The following is a 21,483-nucleotide window of genomic DNA, read 5'->3' as shown; positions in this document are numbered from 1 at the left end:
TTGGATAAAGATTTACTGCAAAGTGTTTCTGAATCAGTGGTTTCTACTGCCTCAGTAATTTCTATTTGGGCACTAATGAGCGAGGTGTTAAGAATGTCTCGCTGCTCACTGTTTAATGATGAAATGGAATCAATAAAATTCTGGAAGAGTTCAGATTGCATATCACTCCCCTACCACGTTGATTTTATAGGAGTTTAGCTGATTCAACCATTAACGGTAACTTAGCCCGACTTTGGTGTTATAGTTTATTAATCAGTCGTGACTGTACCGGCAGTTTTCTGCACTGCATTCAAGATGCCCCTGAGCATATTGAGTTCTTTCACCTCAGGACGTGAACGGTTGAACAGTCGACGCAGTCTGGTCATTACTAACCCCGGGTGCTGCTGGATGATAAAGTCAATATCAGTCAGGCTCTCTTCCAGATGTGCGTAAAACTGCTCAAGCTCACGATTTAAAGGGTATTCCGGTTCAGTGGTATCAGGGTTGATTGAATGTTCGACTTTAGTCGACGTCTTATAGATTTCATAACACAAAATCTGAATGGCCGATGCGACATTGAGCACTGGATACTCCGGATTTGCGTCAATCGTGGTGTGGAAATGACATTTCTCCAGTTCACTGTTCGTCAGTCCCATGGTTTCTTGACCGAAGACCAGAGCGACAGAACCCTGGTTTGACTCTTTTACTAGCTTGTCTGCACAGTCATTTGCGTCCAGCATCGGCCTTGAAAAGGTATGGGTTCTACTTCTGGCACTGGTCCCGATGACCAGAGAGCAATCAGCAATGGCGTCATCAAGGTCATTAAATACCCGTGCATTTTCAAGGACATCCAGCGCGCCTGCGGCCATAGAATTAGCATCTGCTGCTGGAAAACGCTGGGGAGTAACCAGACATAGATTACTCAGCCCCATGGTTTTCATTGCTCTGGCTGCCGAGCCAATATTGCCGGGGTGAAAGGTATTAATAAGAATGATGCGGATATTCTGAAGCATGGTGACCATGGTGTTGGGTAATTCAAGGTCGGCATTATACGTCCTACTCAGCTTAGATCACCAGTTCAGGAATGGATTTTGCTTTTATGGCATCAATCGTCTTTACAGTGGTTTTAGCGGTGCTGTCTTAATGTACAATGTGTTCACGTAAATATATCCAGATTGTACGGAATATACATCATCAATATGAGCCAACACTCTGCCAGTGAAAGCCCGCCCGGGCAAAGTACCCAGAAACAGAATTACCGATGGTTAGTCCAGCAAACTGGCGCTTCCCGTTACTGGTTACTGTTTTCCATGTTGTTTGGCATGCTCAATGGGGTCTTGCTTATTCTTCAGGCTTCATTGATGGCCGGAATGATTCATCAGATGGTGATGGAAGGTGTCCACCGAGATCAGCTGACATCCGACTTTTTATGGGTATTGTTATTACTGGTACTCAGGGGTATTTGTGTTTGGAGTAAAGAGTTCTTTGGCTTTCGTGCAGGTGCTGCCGTGCGGATTGCTATCAGAAAACAGTTGTTGGATAAGCTGCGAAACCTCGGCCCGCTTGCGGTGGCAGAAAGGCCGGCTGGCAGTTGGTCCGCTATTGTGGTGGAGCAGGTTGAAGAATTGCAGGAATTTGTAGCGAAGTATCTGCCACAAATGGTGCTGGCGGTGATGATTCCCATCATTATCCTGATGGTTGCCTTTCCTCAAAGCTGGGTGGTGGGCATTGTATTTCTGGGCACTGCACCTTTGATTCCTGTGTTCATGGTGTTTGTTGGCATGAAAGCCGCAGAAGCGAATCGACGTAACTTTCAGGCGCTGGCTCGCCTGGGTGGTTTTTTTCTGGATCGACTTCAGGGGCTTGAAACGCTGAAACTGTTTCAACGAACCCGGTTCACCAGTGAACAACTGTCTGACGCCAGCGAAGATTTCCGTGTGAAAACCATGCAAGTACTCCGCCTGGCGTTTCTATCATCAACGGTACTTGAGTTCTTTGCCTCGATTTCCATTGCGGTGGTGGCTGTGTTTCTTGGCATGACGTTCCTTGGGCACATTACCTTTGGCGGGGAAGTCAGCTTATATACCGGTTTGTTCCTGTTATTACTGGCTCCAGAGTATTACCAGCCTTTGCGAGAGTTGGGCACTTTTTATCATGCCAAGGCAAAGGCAGTGGGTGCTGCAGAAGACATTTTGGCCGTGTTGTCCCGTGAAGATACGAAGGTACATTCTGGTGATTTGGCAGTGCCTGCTGAACAGCCTCTGACCATTGCTGCCAGGGGGCTTTGTGTAAAAGCGGGATTAGAGTCTCAGCACTCGCAACCGTTGTTACTGAATGATGTGTCGTTTAGCCTTCAGCCTGGTCAAAAGGTGGGCATTATTGGCAGCAGCGGTGCAGGGAAAACCACGCTGATTAATACGCTAATGGGTTTCCGGGATTACGAAGGTGATATAGACATCGCGGGTCAACCATTGGCCATGACGGAGCTTGCCAGTTGGCGCGCAGAGATTGCCTGGCTGGGTCAGTTGCCACTGATTATTCACGGTTCCGTTTACGACAATATTGCCTTTGGGCGATCAGTCACAAAAGATCAATGCCATCAAGCGCTGGCTAAGGCTCAGGGGTTAGACATCCTGAATAGTTTACCCAAGGGTATGGACAGCCCTTTGAAAGAGCAGGGTGGAAACCTATCCGTCGGGCAGGCGCAACGCATCGCGCTGGCTCGCGCCCTGGTGATACCGGCAAAAGTGTTGATTCTGGATGAACCAACGGCCAGTTTGGACGCGGCCAGCGAAACTCTGGTGCTGGATGCCCTGAACGCCATTCCGGATGATTGTACGGTTATCACCATTACCCATCGATTGAATCAGCTGCAGGGGATGGATCAGATTCTCATGCTGGAAAAAGGCCGTTTGGTGGCCAGTGGCTCGCCGGAATCATTATTAAAGGAGAATGTGCACTATCAGCAGTTTCTCAGTGCACACAGCGGGAGCCTTGATGATGCGTGATCTCTGGTTTTTCCTGAAGCTTTACCGGCAGCACCTTGGATTGCTGGCACTGGGCATCATGCTTGCCATTGTCACTCTGCTGGCCAGCCTTAGCCTGTTGTCTTTGTCCGGCTGGTTTATTTCTGCAACGGCCATTGCCGGATTGTCCGTAATGACTGCCCAGACATTTAACTTCTTTACACCAGGAGCCGGTGTTCGAGGTTTTTCGATTCTCAGAACCGCAGCCCGTTATGCCGAGCGATTAGTGAGTCATGATGCTACTTTTCGGCTGTTGTCCGGCTTACGGCGTTGGTTTTTTGATCAGGTCGTTCCTATTTCCCGGGAGCACCTTGGGCATTATCGCAAAGGCGAGCTGTTAGATCGGTTGGTGGCGGATATTGATGCTCTTGATCAACTGTATCTGCGATTACTCAGTCCTTTGATCGCTGCGGTGACGGTCACGTTGCTGTTATCACTGTTTCTCAGCTTTTTCAGTACTAACGTGGCATTGGTGGTCCTAACCATCATGACGTTGTGGATGATTGCCATGCCGCTGATTTTTTACGTGGCCGGGAAAAAGACGGGCGAATCCATGGGGATCAAACAATCTGTATTGCGCCAGCAAGTGTTGGATTATCTTCAGGGTATGACGGAGCAGCAAATCTATGGCAATGACGACGCCAGCCGAGAGCAGGTTCGTCTCATGGAGCGTGGTTTGATCGATGATCAATCCAGAATGTCGTCACTGGAAGGCCTTGGGTCTGCTTTGTTTGTCACTGGTTCTGGCTTAGCGTCATTATTAGTGTTGTTTATTGCCAGCGGGGAAATGGCTCAGGGTGTTTTCAGTGGCCCAGTGATGGTGATGATGGTATTTGGTGTGCTTGCCAGCTTTGAAGCATTAATGCCGCTGCCTATGGCTTTTCAGTTCTTAAGTCATACTCGTCATGCAGCGGGCCGGTTGCGTCAGGTTGTTAGCACGTCGGTGGTTTCATTTCCTGAAAAAACCGGTGGTGTCATCACTAAAGGCAACGTCCGGTTCTCTGGCGTTACTTGTCACTATGGATCAGCGCTGCCAGTACTACAGAAATTGTCCCTCACCATTCCTGCTGGCAGTCATACGGCAATACTGGGAAAAACCGGTTCCGGAAAGTCGACGCTGATTACCTTGTTAACTCGAGGCCTCGAAGCAGAAGCTGGAACCGTTTCTATTGATGGAATTAATATCAACGGGTTTTCAGAACATGAACTGTATCGAGGCATCACCGTGGTGCCTCAGAAAACCGATGTATTCAACGCAACGTTAAGAGAGAACCTTCAGCTTGCTGCACCGGATGCCAGCGATGACATGCTAATGGCAGTGATTCAACGTTCCGGGCTTCAACAAATAGCGATGACGGAGAGTGCCAATGCCGGATTACTGGATATCTGGTTAGGGCAGGGTGGAGTGGCACTTTCTGGTGGCGAGCAGCGCAGGCTGGCCATCGGCAGAGCGTTGTTGAAGCCGGCGCCGGTTCTGATATTGGATGAACCCGGAGAAGGGTTGGATATCCATAGTGAGAAAGTACTGATGGAGGAGGTACTGCAGTCTTTTGAAGGCAGCACGATTATCATGATTACCCATAAAACCACCTTGCTTGAAAAGATGGATTCGGTCTATTTTTTGGAATCCGGTATCTGCTCAGTCATGAAATAATGCTTTAAGTACCCGGCCATATGGAAAGGTAGCTTGGGTAGACGGTTAATCTATTCAATCTATCCTTATTCGTTAAAGTTGTGAATTTAGTTAGTGCTGCTAACCATCTTGTTAGACGCCTGGATCTTAGACGTTAGTATCATGCTTTAATATTTTTATAATGTATAAAGGAGTATGGTGTGCCTGCGTCATTAGCCATACAAAATGCTAGTTCTATAGCGATATTGTTTCCGGATAATCCGGTAGCAAGTCATAAAAAAAAACCTTCGGAACTCTTAATTCCCAAGAGGGTTGCTGCAGAATCATCTGTCCATGATAAACCGTTGCACCAGCGTAAGATCGAACAAGTAAATGTTGTTCAACGATTTTTCAATGCAATCGGCAATGGTCTGTATACCTGCTATCGGTCGATTCAGATTTTGGGTTACAGCATTAATATTATGGTAAGAAATGGTAGCCCGAAAAGTGTTCAGCAGGCTGCTGATGGTTTGGGTGGCGTATTTCTTAAGCTGCTTCAATTTATTTGCAGTTCTGAAGGCATGGCCAAAAAATTCTTTGGGGGTAATCATGAAGATTACACGAAAGCTCTGCGTCATGTGAGCAGCAGTAACAAACCCATGAGTAACCGGCAGTTGATACGGTGCCTTGAAGCAGCAGGTATCGATTATGAACCTGAACTTCTTGATGACCGAACAAACCTTGGTGTTGGTTCTATTGGTGAGGTAAATGACATCTATACCAAGTCAGGACAGACTCAAGATCCAACGCTGGCTAAAATTACACCGAAGTCTATTGTAGTCAAACTTATTTCCCCTGCCAACGAGGCCAAAATTCTATCGGATATCAATCTGATGACGCTGTTGATGAAAGTGGTGAATTTTATAGCGCCAGGAAAGTTGGGTTCTGGCATGAAAGCATCGCTCACGGATTTTATTGAAAGCTTTAAGAGCGAACTCAATTTGGCGGAGGAAGCCATAAATACTCAAACTCAGGCCAGAGTATTCAGCAAATTGCCAGCATGTGAAAAATTTGAGATCAATGATCAAGACCTTGAACCCATAAGCAGGCTGTATGATCCACCGGATACTGAGTTGTTGGACAATCTAGGCGTCAAACTCAAATTTAAAGTGCCTGAAATCGATTCGCGATATACAACCCGCCGCTCAATGGTGATGCAGCGGGTAGAGGGCGTAACGCTGACCGCTTCTGACAAGAATGATCAACAATTACGTGCCATTCTACAGCGAGTATTGAAGATACCAGAAACGGTCATTACCAAAGAACGTTTGGAAGTCCTTCGCAATAGCATCAAGTTTCTTGCTTTTTCCCAGTGGCTTTATTGTTATTCCCGGTCAGGATTTTTCAACGCCGATATCCATGATGGCAATATTATGGTTGCTGAAGAAAATGGTGCCCTATGTGTGTACTTTATTGATTTGGGCAATGCCTTGCAGCATACAAAAGAACAAACCATCGCAAGTCAGAAAATAGGAGTAGCCCTTAGAGAATTGAAAGAACCGGGGTCATTACATGAATCTATGCCCCCGATAAGCAGACAACAAGCGTTGGATGCGGTGATTGATAGCCTTAAAAAACTTGGCAAATTCAAAGCGGGTGCAGTGGATTGGCAAGCGATCAAAAAGAACATTGATGCGTTGGTTAAGGCCGGTGATACCGAAGCACCGGAAAAACGTTCTATTGAAATCTTTGATATGATTTATCAATACGGTGTAAAAACCCCAAAAGATATTATGGCCCTGTTCAGGGCAATGACGTTGATCAAGGGTAACAAACCACCGGATATGGAGAAGATGAAGTGTATTGCCAATCAACTGCGTCAGCAAATGAAAAGTTAATCGCTTACATCGGAAGGTTTATTTAAAAAGCCGGAAGTATTTACTCCCGGCTTTTTTATTATTTAGCCATGAGTGTGTCCAGCGTTCTGGTCACAGCGTCTGGTGAGGTAGTTTTTCGTGCCAGAAATGAATACATGGAAGGCACAACAAACAGAGTAAGCAGGCTGGAAACGGTCACACCGGAAAATACCACAACGCCAATAGAAAAACGGAATTCAGCACCAGCACCACTGGCCAGCAGCAGAGGAATGGCACCCACAACCGTGGTTAAAGCCGTCATTAATATAGGGCGAAGGCGCAGTGCAGATGCTTCGAGAACTGCTTGATCAAATGTCATACCCTGATCACGAAGCTGGTTAATAAACTCCACGATCAAAATACCATTTTTAGCCGACAAACCAATCAACATAATCATGGCCAGTTGGGTGAAAATGTTGAGGGTTTCGCCGGTCACCGCCAGCCCTAGCAAAGCACCCGATAGGCCAAGTGGCACCGTCAACATAACAATCAATGGGTGTACAAAGCTTTCAAACTGCGCTGCAAGTACCAGGTAAACAATCAGCATCGCCATAATGAAGACAAAGGCAATAGCACTCTGGTTTGTTCGATAATCCAGCGACTCGCCTTTATAGTTCACGATGACTTCCGGTGGCAGGTGCTCCACCACTTGTTGATCCAGAAATTCCAGTGCCTCACCAATGGAGTAATTACCCGCAAGGTTGGCTTCAATGGTAATGGCGCGGTTACGGTTATAGTGTGTTAGTGACGATGCCTTACCCACTTCTTCCATGGTCACAAGGTTGTCGAGCCGAACAAGACCGCCGGTGGTTCGGGAGCGAACATACAAAGACGACAGATCAGTGATGCTATTGAACGCATCTTCTTTGGCACGCAGATAGACGTCGTACTCCTCACCACGTTCCATAAAGGTGGTGTCAGTCACCCCGCCCAACATGGTTTCGAGGGTGGCGCCAATTTCTTCCGCAGACACCCCAAGCTCCTGGGCCCGTTCACGATTGATGGTGATTTCCAGTTGAGGCTGATTCTGGTTGAACCCGACGTTCACATCCTGAAGTCCCGGGTTTTCTCGCGCTTTTTCAGCGATGATATCCGCCCATTCAACCAGTTGATCAAACGAGCCACCACCGAGCACAAACTGAACCGGGGACTGAGAACGCCCACCAATGGTGGAGCGCATAACCGGTATGGCGCGAACATTGGGAATATCAGCGACCAACTGACGCACCTGGCTCATTACCTCCTGGGCACTGACGTCACGGTCTGCCCAGTCTTCAAGCGTGCCGATCAGTATGCCGGAGTTACTGCCACTGTTGCCGCCCCAGCCCGGTGAACGGACAAAGAGATACTTCAGAACACCCTGACCCAATTGCGGCAGCAGTATGGCTTCCAGCTGCAACATGCTCTCTTCCATGCTTTCGTAATTGGCGCCGTCCGGACCTTTCACTATAACAATGAATTCACCACGGTCTTCCGGAGGTGTGAATGTTTGTGGGATAGTCGGGAAGAGCAGGGCGGTTACTCCCAAAGAGGCCACCAGAAGCATCAAACCAGACCAGCGGAAAGCCAGCATTTTGGACAGCAGCTTTCGATAACCGGTGATCAGTTTTTCATTGGTGCGATCAACCCACAGATTCACTTTTGAAGGCTTAACGTTCAGCTTCAACAGCTTGGAGCTCATCATGGGCGACAGTGTGAGAGCAATCAGACTTGAGAAAACCACGGCACCAATTAACGTCATGGCATATTCGGAGAACAGTTTGCCTACCGAGCCTTCCATAAAGACGATGGGGACAAACGTCATAACCAATACGACGGTCGTCGCAATAACCGCAAAGCTGACTTCTCTCGCGCCTTTCCATGCGGCAAGCAACGGTGGTTCGCCACGCTCCAGATGTTGATGGATGTTCTCAAGGACAACAATGGCATCATCCACCACCAGACCGATGGCCAGAACCAGTGCCAGCAGCGTCAGAAGGTTAATGGAGTAACCAAGCAGGTGAATCACGATAAAGGCGCTGATCAGGGAAACCGGAACGGTGACTGCAGGAATCAGTGTCGCCCGGATATTGCCAAGAAATGTATAAAGCACCAACACCACAAGGGCAATGGTCATGCCCAGGGTTACGTACACTTCATCAATAGAAGACTGAATGTAAACTGACGAATCCTGAGTGGTGGTCAGGTACGTGCCTTCTGGCAGAAATGGCTTAAAGGCTTCGATCTCTTTCTTGATATTGGCAATCACTTCCAGAGGGTTTGCCTGAGATAGAGGCACAATACCCAAACTGAGAACGTTTCGACCATTGGCTTTGGCCAGCGAATCAATGTCTTTGGCTTCGGTTCGAATGGTGGCGATGTCTTCAAGATAGACCTTGCTCGAACCGTCCTGACGAATCAATAAACGACGGAAGTCATCAATGGTGTTGTAATCCCGGTTGACTCGCACCGGTAACGTTCTCAGGGCGTCAGTGAGTTCGCCAGCGGGCAGTTCCACGTTATCCCGGCGCAGGGCGCTGCGAATATCGCTGGTGGTGATTTGACGGGCAGCCATGGCATTGGCATCCAACTCAATACGCATCACGTATTGGCGTCTGCCCATAACGTCAACGGAACTAACACCATCCACCAGAGAAAGGCGATCCTGAAGCGTTCGCTCGGCGTAATCGGTGAGTTCAATCTGTGACATGGTGTCACTTTGCAAGCTGATACTCAGGATCGTTTCACCACTGCCGTCGTTTTTCCAGACGATGGGCGATTCCGCATCATCCGGCAAGCGCCAGATGACTCGGGACATGGCTTCCCGAACGTCATTGGCAGCGGTTTCCATATTACGGTCTGAGGAAAACTCGATCGTGATGCGTGAGCTGCCATTGCGGCTGGTGCTTTCAATAAATTTTACACCTTCAATGCCACCGAGTTGATCCTCGATAACATCGGTGATTTTACTCTCAATCACTTCAGCAGATGCGCCACTGTAAGAAGTTTGCACCATAACGGTAGGCGCGGTGATATCGGGCAGCTCGCGAACGGGCAGCATCTGAAAGCAGACGACACCAAAGGTAATCAACAACAGGCTGACCACCGTGGCAAAGACCGGGCGTTTAATAGAAAGATCGGACAGTATCATGTTCAGAGCAGCCCTTCAGTGAGGGAAGAAGGTTGCGGGTTAGCGGTGATGCGTGGCTGATCACTGGATAGAATTTTCACCGGTCGGCCGTCAGAAACTTTGACGATCCCTTCGTTCACCACCATTTCTCCGGAGGCTAGTCCGGATAGCACAACGATAAACTCATCAATGGTGTCGCCTGTGGTAATGAGTCGTTTTTCTACCTTGCTCTGTTCATCGATCACAAAGACAAAGCGTCGGTTGCCGTCAAACAGAATGCTACGGGAAGGCACCACCAACCTCTCGATAGCAGAGCGTTGAATACTAGTCTTCATCAACATGCCCGGACGCAGCTGTTGCGATGTATTGTCCATCTGGGCGCGAACCTGAAACGTCAGGTTAATGGGGTCGATTCTTGGGCTGATGCTGGTGACAGTGCCCTGGAAGGTTTCTCCCGGCCAGGCATCGGATGTGGCGGATACCGGTGTGCCAATGTCAATATGACTCAAACTGTTTTCTGGCAGAGAGAAATCCAGTTTCATCGTGCTCAGGTCATCCAGTGTGGTAATGATGGAACCGGCATTAATCAATGCGCCAGCGCTGACATTATGAAAACTCAGGTTTCCGGCAAACGGGGCTTCAAGGGTGTAATGATCCAGCTTGACTTGCTCGGCCTGAAGAGTGGCGGCCAGTCCGTCGACAGTGGCTTTTTGTGCTTTCAGCTCATCAATGGAAATGGCTTTTTTCTTATTCAGAGCTTCCATATTCGTCAGTTGACGTTTTGCATCCTGCAAATTGATCCGGGCTTTTTCGACCACCGCCGTCTGCTCACGCCCGTCCATTTCAACCAGCAGTGTACCGGATTTTACATAACCGCCATCCTGTAGATTAAGGCTGACGATGCGGCCGTTGATTTGCGGCGTGATGTCGACGGATTGATTGGCCGACAGATTGCCGAGGGCCAGTATCTTTTGTTGCACAGACGTTTCCATAACGGGAAAAGCCGTCACAACCGGCGCCTGCGCACCACCAGGCGCACCATCAGGCGCTGCAACGGATGCCATGGGCAATGTGAAAAGTGTGCCAGCGAGCGCCAGTAGGCAGATAAGCTGCTTAACCGGATGCTTGCGGTTGTACTGAGCCAACCATGGCGGTTGAAAGAGAGGGCGTACTGACATTACCCGCGTTCCCAAAACTGAAATATAAAAATTGTGCGGATTATAGGGGTGAAGGGCGTCAAACATACCCAGTAATATCAACCCAATTGTCGCAAATTGTATCAAGTGCAATAGTGGCGGCTTTGGAGGTTGCAGGAAATGGTTGTTAATACTAAGAATTCTCATTTAATAACTGGACTCGCGCCTGCTCGACTCGAATGTGATTGAGCCATTTTTCAGCAGCTTTAGCATGCTTTGAGGTACGGTTGGATGCTGTGATCTGTTTGAGGGTTTTATTGGCTGCCACTAAATCATTCTGATAAAACTGGCTCATGCCCAGTAAAAACCAAACACCTTCTTTTGCTTCAACGCCTTTATCCAGAGCACCTTCCAAGTGGCTTTGTGCTTTTACCCATTGCCGTTGTGAAAGATAAGCGCGAGCCAGTAACAAATCTGATTCACCAGTTGTATTATTTTTTGCAGCGATTTTCAGGGTAGCAATGCCTTTGATATCGTTTCTTGAGAGCATATAGGCTTGAGACAACAGGTGGAGGTTTTCCAACGAAGATGTCAGTTTATTAGCGGCCATTCCCTGCTCCAGAACCTGTGCTGCTTTATCTGGAATGCCTTCCTGCAGATAGAGCGCCACGAGAGCGTTGAGGTGTGTCTCGCTGGACAGTTGCTGTTGGTCATGGAGACTTTCCAGTAACGTCAGTTGTTTATCAAATTCATCCTGCTGGCTATAAACGGCAGACAGGGCGAGCATATACTCCCTATTTCTGAAGTCATTAACCAGCCATTCCAGTACACGAGCACTGTTGGGCAGGTCATTAACCATCTGATAATTGATTCGGAGCAGTTGCAACCAACTTTCTGGAGGTTGTTGTTCGTTAGCAATCATGTTTTCCAGTTGCTGGATACTGGCAGAGTATTGTTTCCTCTGGTATTCCCCATGAGCGATGAGCAGTTTCAGATCGAGTTGATCAGACGACGAGCGTTTAATGGTTTCATGGGCATAATGGATGGCTTGAAGGTAATCTTCTTCGGTAAATGAAAGCTGGGCAAGGGTTCGAAGCGTACTGATGCTTAACGCCTCAGGAATATCATTAATGAGCAATATCTGTTTATAGGCTTTGATGGCTTGTCCTGGGTTTGATTGCAGATAATCAATGTATCCTTTCAGATTCCAGATCTGGGCTTGCTCATAGTCCGTTAAAGACGTCTTTTGTCGTAAGGGGAGTAGTATGTTCAAAGCCGATTGATACTGTTCTCCCGCGGCCAGCTCCCTTGCTGATTCCAATGCTTGATAGATGGGTTCTGAGAGGGCATAAGTTTCCCTGAAGGAGGCCTGGGTGGTGAATGTAAAACCGATTAAGAAGAACAAAAGAGTGAGACGATGCATGAAATTATCCATCATTGCTTATGGTTTTAGCTGATAAGTAAATTGATTTCGAAGTCCAAATACCGCTACGGGCTGACCATTCACGACTTTGGGTTGATAACGAAAACGTTGTGCGGCGTTAATGGAGGGTTTATGAAACAGCCAGCTGGTACACAGGCTTTCAATAACGGATATATCACCCACAGAACCGTCTTTGTTGACGGTGTATTCAACAGTACAATGGCCTTCAATGGCTCGGTCCAACGCTTTCTGCGGGTAAAGCGGCGCCACTTTTACAATGGGCAGGTATTCTCCTTCTTGTTTTGCGCCCAGGTTAAAACCAAATCCATTCATTGAAAGTTGCGGTATATCAGAAGGTGCTGCCAGCGGTATGGCCTCCAAAACGGGTGTTTGCAGGTCAAACGAAGGCATGGCTGGAGGTAACGGAGCCGGTTTCGGCAGCGGCGGTGCTTTGGGTTTGTTTTTTTTGTTCATTGGTTTTTCAGGCGGTTTGATTCGGATGAAATTCAGCTGCCCCCGTTCTGAAGGCATTTTGAGCTCATCTTCTGAGTGAGGGATGAGACTTTTCATGCAAAGAAACAATATTGCCGCAAATAACACGCCTAATAGAAGCAATGTCACATTGCGGCTGACACGTTTGATGCTAATTAGAACATTGTTGGTGCCTGTGGCGTCTGAAATCACAGAAGTCATTGCGCCCTCTCTGAAGTGGCAATGGCGAGGTTGACAACGCCGGCCGCACGAGCTGCATCCATTACCGTCACCAGTGTTTCATTCCGCGACATTTTGTCGGCCTGAATAACCAGAGTCCCTTGTGGATTTTCGCTGTGAAGTCGTTCAATGTTTGCCCTTACTGAAAGCGGGTCAATTTTTCTGCCATCAATCCAGATGCTGTCGTCTGCGGATAAAGCCACCAAAAGGGATGCGGTTTCCTGTTGTTGACCGGTTGATGCCTGCGGACGGTTAACGTCAATGCCGGTCTCTTTGATAAAACTGGCGGTGACGATAAAAAAGATCAGCAAAATAAACACCACATCCAGCATGGGCGTCATATCAACGTTTAATTCCTGCTCATTATCCTGCTGCCATGCAAACTTTTTCATACTGTGACACCTCGGGAATGGTTATCTGCAGTAGGGGAGTGGCGGCCAAGTTTTAAAGATCGGCTTAACTCAGCCTGCTCCTGACGGTAACGCAGGTTTAACCAGATCATGGCTAGGAGACCGGAAAGGGCCGCAACCATTCCGGCCATTGTGGGGATGGTCGCTCTGGAAACACCATCCGCCATGGCCCGTGCACTGCCGGTACCGGATGACGACATGATCTGGAACACATCCAGCATACCGGTAACGGTACCCAGCAAACCTAATAATGGGCAGATGGCGATGATGGTATTGATCAGTGAATAGCGGTTATGAATTCGCCCTAAAGTGATGTTGATCAGTCGCTCCCTGACGATCTGATCAGTTTTTAAAGGCAAATCCGGACGATTACGCCATTCAGTCACTGCCCGATGTTTAAAATCTGGGTAATGGTTTGCAAGGAAGGCGATACGATCAAAAACCAGCATCCATAACAGCGATGAAACCAGTGCGATGGCAAAGAGTACTGGCCCACCCTGATGCATGAATTCCTCAAGGGGTAAGATAATGGCATCCATCATACGACTTCTGCCTCTTTTATGAATGGCGAACTTTCTTCCTTAGGGGAGGTGATAAACGTCAACGGAGAATTCTGCTTTTCTGGAGTTACAGAATGCAAGGAACCCGTAATCATACTGGCAGCATATTCCTCCAGTGTCTGAGACAGAGTTCTGGCCTGATGGCTGACCAATGAATGGAGTAACATGGCAGGTATCGCTGCAGTAAGTCCCATTACGGTGGTGACCAGTGCCTGAGAAATGCCGCCAGCCATCATCCGTGGGTCACCGGTGCCGAATAGCGTAATGGCCTGAAAAGTGACAATCATGCCCGTCACTGTGCCGAGAAGTCCTAACAGTGGTGAAACCACAGCGATGGTTTTCAAGAGTGTCAGTCGTTTCTGCAGTGCCGGTATTTCGTGGGTCAGAATTTCACTGAATGCCATTTCGATGGCTTCAGCACTGCTGTGTTTGAACCGTTGATAACCCAATATTAAACGACCCAGAGGGTTCGTCTCTAACGGTGTTTCCATATTCAGTTTTTGCCAGCTGACTTTTCGTCTTAGAGAGACCAGCGTTAATGTTCTCTCCGCAGCGAGGAGAAATGCTATGAGCCCGAGCCCCAGAATGAAATAACCAATGATACCTCCCTGTTTGATCCGTTCGCTCAGCTCTGGCACATCCATCAATAGCTCAAGCAGTTGGCCGCGTGTTGGGTCGATGGCCACTTTTACCGGAAATTCACCGGTATTATTCAGGCTCGAGAGTGTGGAGGCAGTGGCAGGTTGTTTGCTGAGGGGAGTGATTTGCCCCGTGGCAGGAATGTATTGCAGATACTGTTCTTGTTGCACGATATTGAACAAGCCAATGCGTGTCAGGGTGGTTGAGTCATTGGCGTCAATCTGACGAACTTTCCCGGACTCTACCATTTCCCGTTGTAACTCAAACCAGAGTTGTTCAAGCTCCTGAGTGTCCGGAAGTCGTGTTGCTTCGCCCATTTTCTGGGAAAAATCACTCAGGAAAAGATCTCGCTCAGGAAACTGAACCTGTGTGATGGAATCTTTAAAATCACCTCGGGTTTCATTGGCAACCTGCTGGAGGGAGCCAAACAGTTCTTTTAAAGTGCCTAACTTTACTGTCAGTGTGTCATTCAGCACTTCAAGTTGGTCGTTGCTGTCATCAAGTTGTGTCTCAAGTACACGACTGTGCTTCTCTGTTTGCGCGATCGCCTCTTGAAGCTGAGCCAATTTCTGTTCCTGCTGGCTTTTTTCCAGCTGAAACAGATTTCGTTTGTTGTCATGGTTCAGCCGGTCATTGTTGATGCCGGATTTGACCTGATGCAGCAAACTGTCCATCGACAGTGGTTCGGTATCTCCCCAGGCAGAAGTCACTGCCAGACAAACCGTGGTCAATAGAATGGAAGCCATCATTTTGTGTTTCATGATTGCTCTCCCAAAATTGGACGGATTATGGTGTCGATATGAAACAGAGGAATTGTCAGCATGTCGGGTGCCGCTTTTTTGGAGGCAATCTCGACGCCACGGACAAAGTGGCGCTGATAGTCTGAAACCGGTAACTGAACCCACTGAGCCTGCTCAGCGTTCCAGGCGCCAAGGGCTGACCGGTCTGATGTTTGATAAAGGAAAGCAACGCGCCCGATTCTCAGGAAATCAACTTGATGCAGCTGGTTATTGATGTTGATTTCGCCGGGGTAAGTCTCGATGGTTTTGCCGTAACGACTTTCTTCCTGATAGGCTGCAAAGGTTCTGGCAAGCTTTTCAGACGTGCTGGTGCCTGGATTGTTCAGCAGAGACTTCAGTTCTGCAACCCGTTGATGCCTTTCTGATAATAGAAATGGCATATCAAGGGCGATGAATTGTTCCAGTGAACGGATCATACGACTGATTAAGGGTATTATCTGCCGTTCGACATCCGCTGTTTCAGCAATGGACTGCTTAATATCCGCAATTTCTGCTTGTTGTTTAGCCAATTGCTGTTGCAGTACACGGTTATAAACGTCAATGCCTTCCTTCTTTTTCTTGAGATGAAACCACTGAGATTCAAGCTGTCGGGTTTCATCATCCAGTGACTCGATGACGAGTTGGGCTGACTGGCCAGCCTTGATCCTCTGCTCACCCAATTGGGTGAGCTCCTGTACAGTGGCGTTAGCAAAACTCACATAACAAAGGACAGTTGACAGAAGCCAGCTTACAGTCCGGCTGCATATATCGCGATGGGTCATGGTTTACTCCAGATTCAGAGCAGCTTGAATGGACTGCCAGGGAATGTATTTGAAGTTTTGCGTGTTTTCCGGCATTCGATTTCTACCGTCCTGCACCACGAGCATACCTTTTGGAAACTGCAGCCCGAGGTTGGCACTGGTAACCTCAATACCATCGGTTTCTGAACTGCCATCTATGCCAGACTGACTATTGATACCCACCCGGAATGCACCATAAATCTCATAAGGTGCGTGGGCATTCATTACGACATAGCTGTCATTGCCCTGACTGGAGACCAGCAGGTATGCGCGCTCGGCTTGATGATAAATAGCCAGCCCTTCCACATCGCTTTGCAGGATACCGCCGGTTTTCGCAATTGAGTTGAGCTCAGTGCCATCTTCTGGATTTGCCCCAATGACCCAGACACCTTCACCTTCTTCGCCGACAAATAAGGTGCCATCACGGTCCGATGCGACACAGCCTTCAGGTTGAGAGTTCACACGAAAAGCACGCACAAGCTGGCCGCCAAGCTGACCATTCTGATGCGTCACCTGGTACTGCTCATAACGACCGTCTTTATCATTAATAAACACATGAATTTGATCCGCTGCAGGCTGATACATGCAAATTCCATAAACTTTATCGAGCGTGGTTGGAATGCTGCCAGCTTCGGATACCTGCCCATTGTCGGGTAGAATAGTGAACAGTGAGATACTGTTATTTGAACGATTACTGGCTGCTGCCAGATCAATCACCCCTTGGCTGGATGGAAAACCATAACGGATATCGACATTGTTCAGTTTGCCGCTTGGAAAGAACTGGAGTTCCTCGCCCGCCAGATCGTAGATGTGCAGTCCCTTCTTTTTATTAGTGCCAAAGACCAGACTGTTTTCGGGAGAGGATTGATTGACCCAAATGGCGGGGTCGTCTGCCACATCGCCCTGCATGCCAATCGGTTGCGTTTGCACTGTAGGTGCAATGGACACCAGCGTCTCGGCTGGCTCAGTTTTCATTGGTCTGTCATTGATCGCTGCCTGAAAGTAGTTCCCTGTTTCGTCATCGAACAGACCAATGCGTAACTGATGCTGTAAACGGTTATTATCCGATACCCAGCTTGCATTGACGGTTTCTGGTGCATCGATACCTTGCAGCGAATAACGATAAGACTCCGTCAACTGACTTTGATTATCCAAAACAAAGCGAAGGAGTTCTCTCTGGTTTGGCTTTACCGCAATAAAGCCATCATGAGTCGCCACCAGATCTGTGATGCTGGAATGACTTAACGTGATGGCTTTTCTGAAATGGCCGGATTCAACATCCGCAGGGTAAGACCATACGCCTCGATCTTCCTCTACCACCAGCAGGCGTGAGTGTTGATCATCCACGGAACAGGCAATACTCGCTGGTGGCAAGCTCAGAGTTCTGACAAGCAAAGGATTGATCACGCCTGATTTTTGATCACTAATCAGCCACTGCTCACCCAGACCTTTTTCCGAAACAAGAAACAGATGCAACAGATTCTGGCTGTCCTTAAAAAGGCATATGTCTTCTATTTCAAATTTAGGTGAAGGAATGCTCAACAGTCTGGTTAGCTCAGACGACTGATCATTAATAGCATATAGTTGTGGCTGGTTAGAGGTTTTATCAACAGTGGCAGCAAGGGTTATCGATTGTTGTTGCCAGTGAATATTCTGTCGTATATCCAGTGTCTCAACTTCACCACCGGTTTTATGCAATACATTGCCAGCGTCATCCACTAGCATCAGGCCATGGACTTCGCTAGTGGCAAGCCAGCGTTGTGACTGGCTGGTGGGGGTTGAAACAGGGATAATATGTTTCCCAGACAAATGCCCTGTGTCTTTTATCGGGCTGGCAGAGATAAGCTCTGCATCTTGAATGCTCTTGCATCCAGATATCATGGTAATCGCCACAGTGCAGGCTGTTACCAGGGTCAGAGCTTTTGCACTGCCAACCATTGAGAAAATAGTGTTCATTGTGACGTCCTTTATCAGAAGTTGCTCAGTGTCATGCCTAGTTTCCAGGTCGGCCCATACTCTTCGTATTGAGCATTGAAATCTGAACGGGTGCTCAGCCTGAATAATGTAACTCCTTGGAAAGTCACGTTACTCAAGGGATCAAGCACTTTATGTGCTTTATATAGGCACATATCATCAGTAGAACCAGCAGTATTTATGCCCCTTAGGCAAGCAAGACTTCGCGCACATAATTCATACATCAATCAGGCGGAGCACCCATCTGAACTGCCCGTATATTTGTAATAGGCGGCATCGTTCAAATTAATAACCTGGAAAAAGACCTGAAGCTGATCGCTGAACTGGTAACGGGTAGTCAGATCCAGCTGGGTATGGTCATCTACATAAAGGTCGTAGCGTTTGTCAGAAACCTTAGTGATCTCATCCAGGTAGTCAGACTTATAATTGGCCGCTAGCCGAACACTCAGGCGATCCCACTCGTAGCCCAGTTCCAGGTTGGCCGTGACGTCGGACTGTCCTGGCAACCGCACATTTCGAGTGACGGTATTGCCGTTATCTGAGCCAGCCACTTCTGCTTTGGAATCTGTAAACGTGATGTTTGAATTGAGTAGCAAGCCATTCCAGGGGGCTGGAAGGTTAGAGAATTGTTTGGAATAGGCCAGTTCAAGACCGTATAGCGTTCCTTTATCGCCATTAACGGCAATTTTGGCCTCATCATAACTGGCGTAAGCACCGGTACCGGCGAGATCGGTTGAGTAGATAAAGTTACTGAGATCTTTATAGAAGATAAAGGCTGAAAATACTCCCGCACGACCGAGGTACGTTTCTATACCGATATCCAGATTGCTGGATTCTGTAGGATCAAGATCGGGATTACCAAACTCACCTTCAATACCATCAATAATGTAGCCAGGCCTTGCCTGATCGAATATGGGGCGAACTACCGAATGGGTCCAGGCGGCTCTGATTTGCTGATGATCATTGATGCGATAACGTGCATGTATTGCAGGTAACCAATGGTCATAATTCTTGCTACTGGTCTTTCTGACAACGCTCCCGTCGTCATAGCCAAACCCTTTGGTTTTGAACTGAGTCGATTCGTAGCGAATGCCACTGATCAGTCGCCATTGGTCAACATCCAATTTACCCATCAAATAGGCAGCATTGATGTCTTCGGAAATTTCATAATCATTAACAGCAGACGCTTCTTCATCCAGCGCTTCTGACAGTGAGGCAATGGCATCTCTTACTGCACTGCCATTAACCGCTGGGCCAAAGCGCCCAAGATTGTAATCCGCGTCACCCCGGATAAAATCGGTCATTGGTAAATCAATATTTTCGACGATCCAAACGTCTTCTGACGCTTCTTTATCACGACGACTGATTTTTCCACCGAACTTCACCAGCGCTGGTTTGTTCTGCCATTCAAAATCTTTGGTCAGATCCAGTTTGAGAGCAACGATCTCATCTTCCGTGGAGGCATCACTGAGTTCTGCTTCCTTAAGTTCGTAGCTATTAGCTTGATAAAAATTATCAGGCCCAACCAGGTTGGGTTTCTGGCTGTCAGTAAACGTGAAATCCCCAGAGATGGTGTCTGTTTCAAAGACTGACTCTACCGCGTCCGGCTTATTTTCTTTTGCTTGACTGTAGCTGAGACTGTAATCAGCGGTCCATTGTTTATGTCTGCTGGTGCCTCCGAAAACGGAAGAGATGATAGTTTGAACTTCTTGACGATCTTCTTGACGATCTTTCAGTTCCCGTTTTGCCTCTCCGCCATCCAGGTTGCCAGTGCCTCCTTCTGCAATACCGCCATCGAATTCCATCGTTACGGAATCACGAAGCTCGGTGTCTTCGTATTTACTATAGAGATTTCGCAAGTAAATACTGTTATTTTCATTCAGCTCATAATCAACATTGAGAGTGACGCCGAGCCTTTCACGTTCAATGCTGTAATCCCTCAGTTCTACTTCTTTCAGTAAGGGGGTAGTGTTGTCAAAATCCCATTCACCGCCGGTTTCAACATTGTCGGAACCAAATTTGCGGTTATTCCAGCTCACTGCAGCAGCAACACCGAAGTTGTCTTGTCCATCACCAACGCTGAAAACATTGCTGACCGTCGCTGCAAGACCAGGGCTGTCTTGGCCGGTTTTGTCCTGATGTGCCGCATCAGCGCTGAGCTTGTAGAAGAATCCATCGCGATCAAAGGCGGACAGGCTCTTTATATTGACGGTGCCGCCTATGGCATCGGCATCCATATCAGGTGTCAGTGTTTTAGTGACCTCTAACGATTCAAGTAACTCGGATGGCACCACGTCTAGATTGACTGCCCGATCACCGCTGTTGGGTGAAGGCACCATGACCCCATTGATGGATACTGAATTCAGGTTTGGAGATAGTCCACGAACACTGACTTTACGTCCTTCACCCTGATCCATTTCAACAGAGACACCTGAAACACGACGAAGTGCTTCTGCCACATTGGCATCCGGTAATTGACCAATGGCATCCACATTTACTGCGCTGATGATACCGTCTGCAACACGTTGTTGGTTGAGAGAGCGGTTAATATTCGCTGCTCGACCAACCACGAGCACATGTTCCGTCACGCCCGCAGCGGGTAAAGTGAATAGTTCATTCAATGTTTCGTCATCCGTAACATTGACTGTGCGACTCATTTTTTCTGCACCAAGATATTCGATGCTAAGCGTATATTGACCAGACTTTATGGCAGGGAATTGAAACTCGCCTTCGCGGTTGGTGGCGGTTTCAAGGTTCAGTTCTTCAAGACGGACGGCGGCACCCTGAAGAGACAGCTGTCGCCCTTCAGTCACCAGTTTTCCGGACACGATGCCATCGGCTAGCATCGGAGCTGAATGGATTGATGAACTGATGGCTATAGCCAATAGGGCAGGCCTGAACAGATTCAAATTGGATGGTTGCGAAGTCATTGATTGCCTCACTAAGTTGCAACGTTGTTGTTATTGAGATGGCTATAGACTGGGCAAATTGATTGACAGTTTTGTGACAAATAAAATAAGGAAGCTTGTTTTTTAGGTGTTTGGCTGGAAATTAAGGAAGAAATGAGCTTATTTGACTGCCGATAAAAACCAATCGAATCCGTATATCAATAATCATAAACAGCGGGAAAAAGCTTATTGATCGAGTATTGCTCATGTCTAATGAGCTGATTTGACTATTTGAAGATCGTGGTCACTTTCATAATTTTGTCACTTTCTCATCATATGCTTCCGTTTCAATGATGGATTTGATTTAAAAATGGGGATTCTAGTGTAGTGCGCCGTTCTTTTTGCTGCTTAAGCGGCAATTAGCTCGAACTACCTTCTCCAGTATGTCATTAGCCTTGGCTGTCCATATAAACGGCTTGGGCTTCTCGTTATGTTTTTCGATATATTCCTCTATTGCCTCC

General features: G+C 47.8%; 14 protein-coding genes. 3 read left to right on the top strand and 11 right to left on the bottom strand.

What is annotated here, in order from left to right; all coding sequences use genetic code 11:
- Nucleotides 1-248: 248 nt before the first annotated feature.
- Nucleotides 249-992 (bottom strand): tRNA (cytosine(32)/uridine(32)-2'-O)-methyltransferase TrmJ, encoded by a 744-nt coding sequence (trmJ, locus tag AKL11_RS13425; protein ID WP_067518492.1) that lies wholly within the window; start codon nt 990-992, stop codon nt 249-251.
- Nucleotides 993-1,178: 186 nt separating this feature from the next.
- Between trmJ and cydD the strand changes: the two genes are divergently transcribed.
- From cydD to AKL11_RS13410, 3 genes are all read left to right on the top strand, one after another.
- Nucleotides 1,179-2,987, top strand: a complete 1,809-nt coding sequence (gene cydD / locus AKL11_RS13420) for a heme ABC transporter permease/ATP-binding protein CydD (RefSeq protein WP_067518224.1) — start codon at nt 1,179-1,181, stop codon at nt 2,985-2,987.
- A complete protein-coding gene (gene cydC / locus AKL11_RS13415; protein ID WP_067518222.1) occupies nt 2,977-4,659 on the top strand; it encodes a heme ABC transporter ATP-binding protein/permease CydC in 1,683 nt (560 codons plus the stop codon). The genes cydD and cydC overlap by 11 nt, the downstream gene beginning before the upstream one ends.
- 179 nt (nt 4,660-4,838) lie before the next feature.
- Complete coding sequence (locus AKL11_RS13410) at nt 4,839-6,515, top strand: AarF/UbiB family protein (RefSeq protein WP_067518220.1); 1,677 nt, start codon at nt 4,839-4,841, stop codon at nt 6,513-6,515.
- 58 nt (nt 6,516-6,573) lie between these two features.
- On the opposite strand, the gene AKL11_RS13405 is transcribed toward AKL11_RS13410, so the two are convergent.
- From AKL11_RS13405 to AKL11_RS13360, 10 genes are all read right to left on the bottom strand, one after another.
- A complete protein-coding gene (locus AKL11_RS13405; RefSeq protein WP_067518218.1) occupies nt 6,574-9,663 on the bottom strand; it encodes an efflux RND transporter permease subunit in 3,090 nt (1,029 codons plus the stop codon).
- Nucleotides 9,664-9,665: 2 nt separating this feature from the next.
- Nucleotides 9,666-10,820, bottom strand: coding sequence for an efflux RND transporter periplasmic adaptor subunit (locus tag AKL11_RS13400; protein WP_157673562.1), 1,155 nt, complete (start codon nt 10,818-10,820; stop codon nt 9,666-9,668).
- Between the two features lie 151 nt (nt 10,821-10,971).
- A complete protein-coding gene (locus tag AKL11_RS13395; protein WP_067518214.1) occupies nt 10,972-12,201 on the bottom strand; it encodes a tetratricopeptide repeat protein in 1,230 nt (409 codons plus the stop codon).
- 18 nt (nt 12,202-12,219) lie between these two features.
- Nucleotides 12,220-12,894, bottom strand: coding sequence for an energy transducer TonB (locus AKL11_RS13390; RefSeq protein ID WP_095210369.1), 675 nt, complete (start codon nt 12,892-12,894; stop codon nt 12,220-12,222).
- On the bottom strand, nt 12,891-13,304 hold the full coding sequence (locus AKL11_RS13385; protein ID WP_067518212.1) for an ExbD/TolR family protein: 414 nt from the start codon (nt 13,302-13,304) through the stop codon (nt 12,891-12,893). The genes AKL11_RS13390 and AKL11_RS13385 overlap by 4 nt, the downstream gene beginning before the upstream one ends.
- Nucleotides 13,301-13,864 (bottom strand): MotA/TolQ/ExbB proton channel family protein, encoded by a 564-nt coding sequence (locus AKL11_RS13380; RefSeq protein WP_095210368.1) that lies wholly within the window; start codon nt 13,862-13,864, stop codon nt 13,301-13,303. Before AKL11_RS13380 ends, AKL11_RS13385 begins: the two co-directional genes overlap by 4 nt.
- The gene (locus AKL11_RS13375; RefSeq protein ID WP_095210367.1) at nt 13,861-15,282 is read right to left on the bottom strand and encodes a MotA/TolQ/ExbB proton channel family protein; all 1,422 of its coding nucleotides are present in this window, start codon (nt 15,280-15,282) and stop codon (nt 13,861-13,863) included. The genes AKL11_RS13380 and AKL11_RS13375 overlap by 4 nt, the downstream gene beginning before the upstream one ends.
- On the bottom strand, nt 15,279-16,082 hold the full coding sequence (locus tag AKL11_RS13370) for a DUF3450 domain-containing protein (protein ID WP_067518205.1): 804 nt from the start codon (nt 16,080-16,082) through the stop codon (nt 15,279-15,281). The genes AKL11_RS13375 and AKL11_RS13370 overlap by 4 nt, the downstream gene beginning before the upstream one ends.
- 3 nt (nt 16,083-16,085) lie before the next feature.
- Nucleotides 16,086-18,056: a phytase gene (locus AKL11_RS13365; RefSeq protein ID WP_067518202.1), complete on the bottom strand. Its 1,971-nt coding sequence runs from the start codon at nt 18,054-18,056 to the stop codon at nt 16,086-16,088.
- A gap of 245 nt (nt 18,057-18,301) precedes the next feature.
- Complete coding sequence (locus AKL11_RS13360) at nt 18,302-21,004, bottom strand: TonB-dependent receptor (RefSeq protein WP_067518200.1); 2,703 nt, start codon at nt 21,002-21,004, stop codon at nt 18,302-18,304.
- Nucleotides 21,005-21,483: the final 479 nt, after the last annotated feature.

This window comes from Endozoicomonas ascidiicola (assembly GCF_001646945.1).
Taxonomy (GTDB): domain Bacteria; phylum Pseudomonadota; class Gammaproteobacteria; order Pseudomonadales; family Endozoicomonadaceae; genus Endozoicomonas; species Endozoicomonas ascidiicola.
The sequence above is the reverse complement of the archived record's forward strand: the minus strand, read 5'-3'. Positions and strand labels throughout refer to the sequence as shown.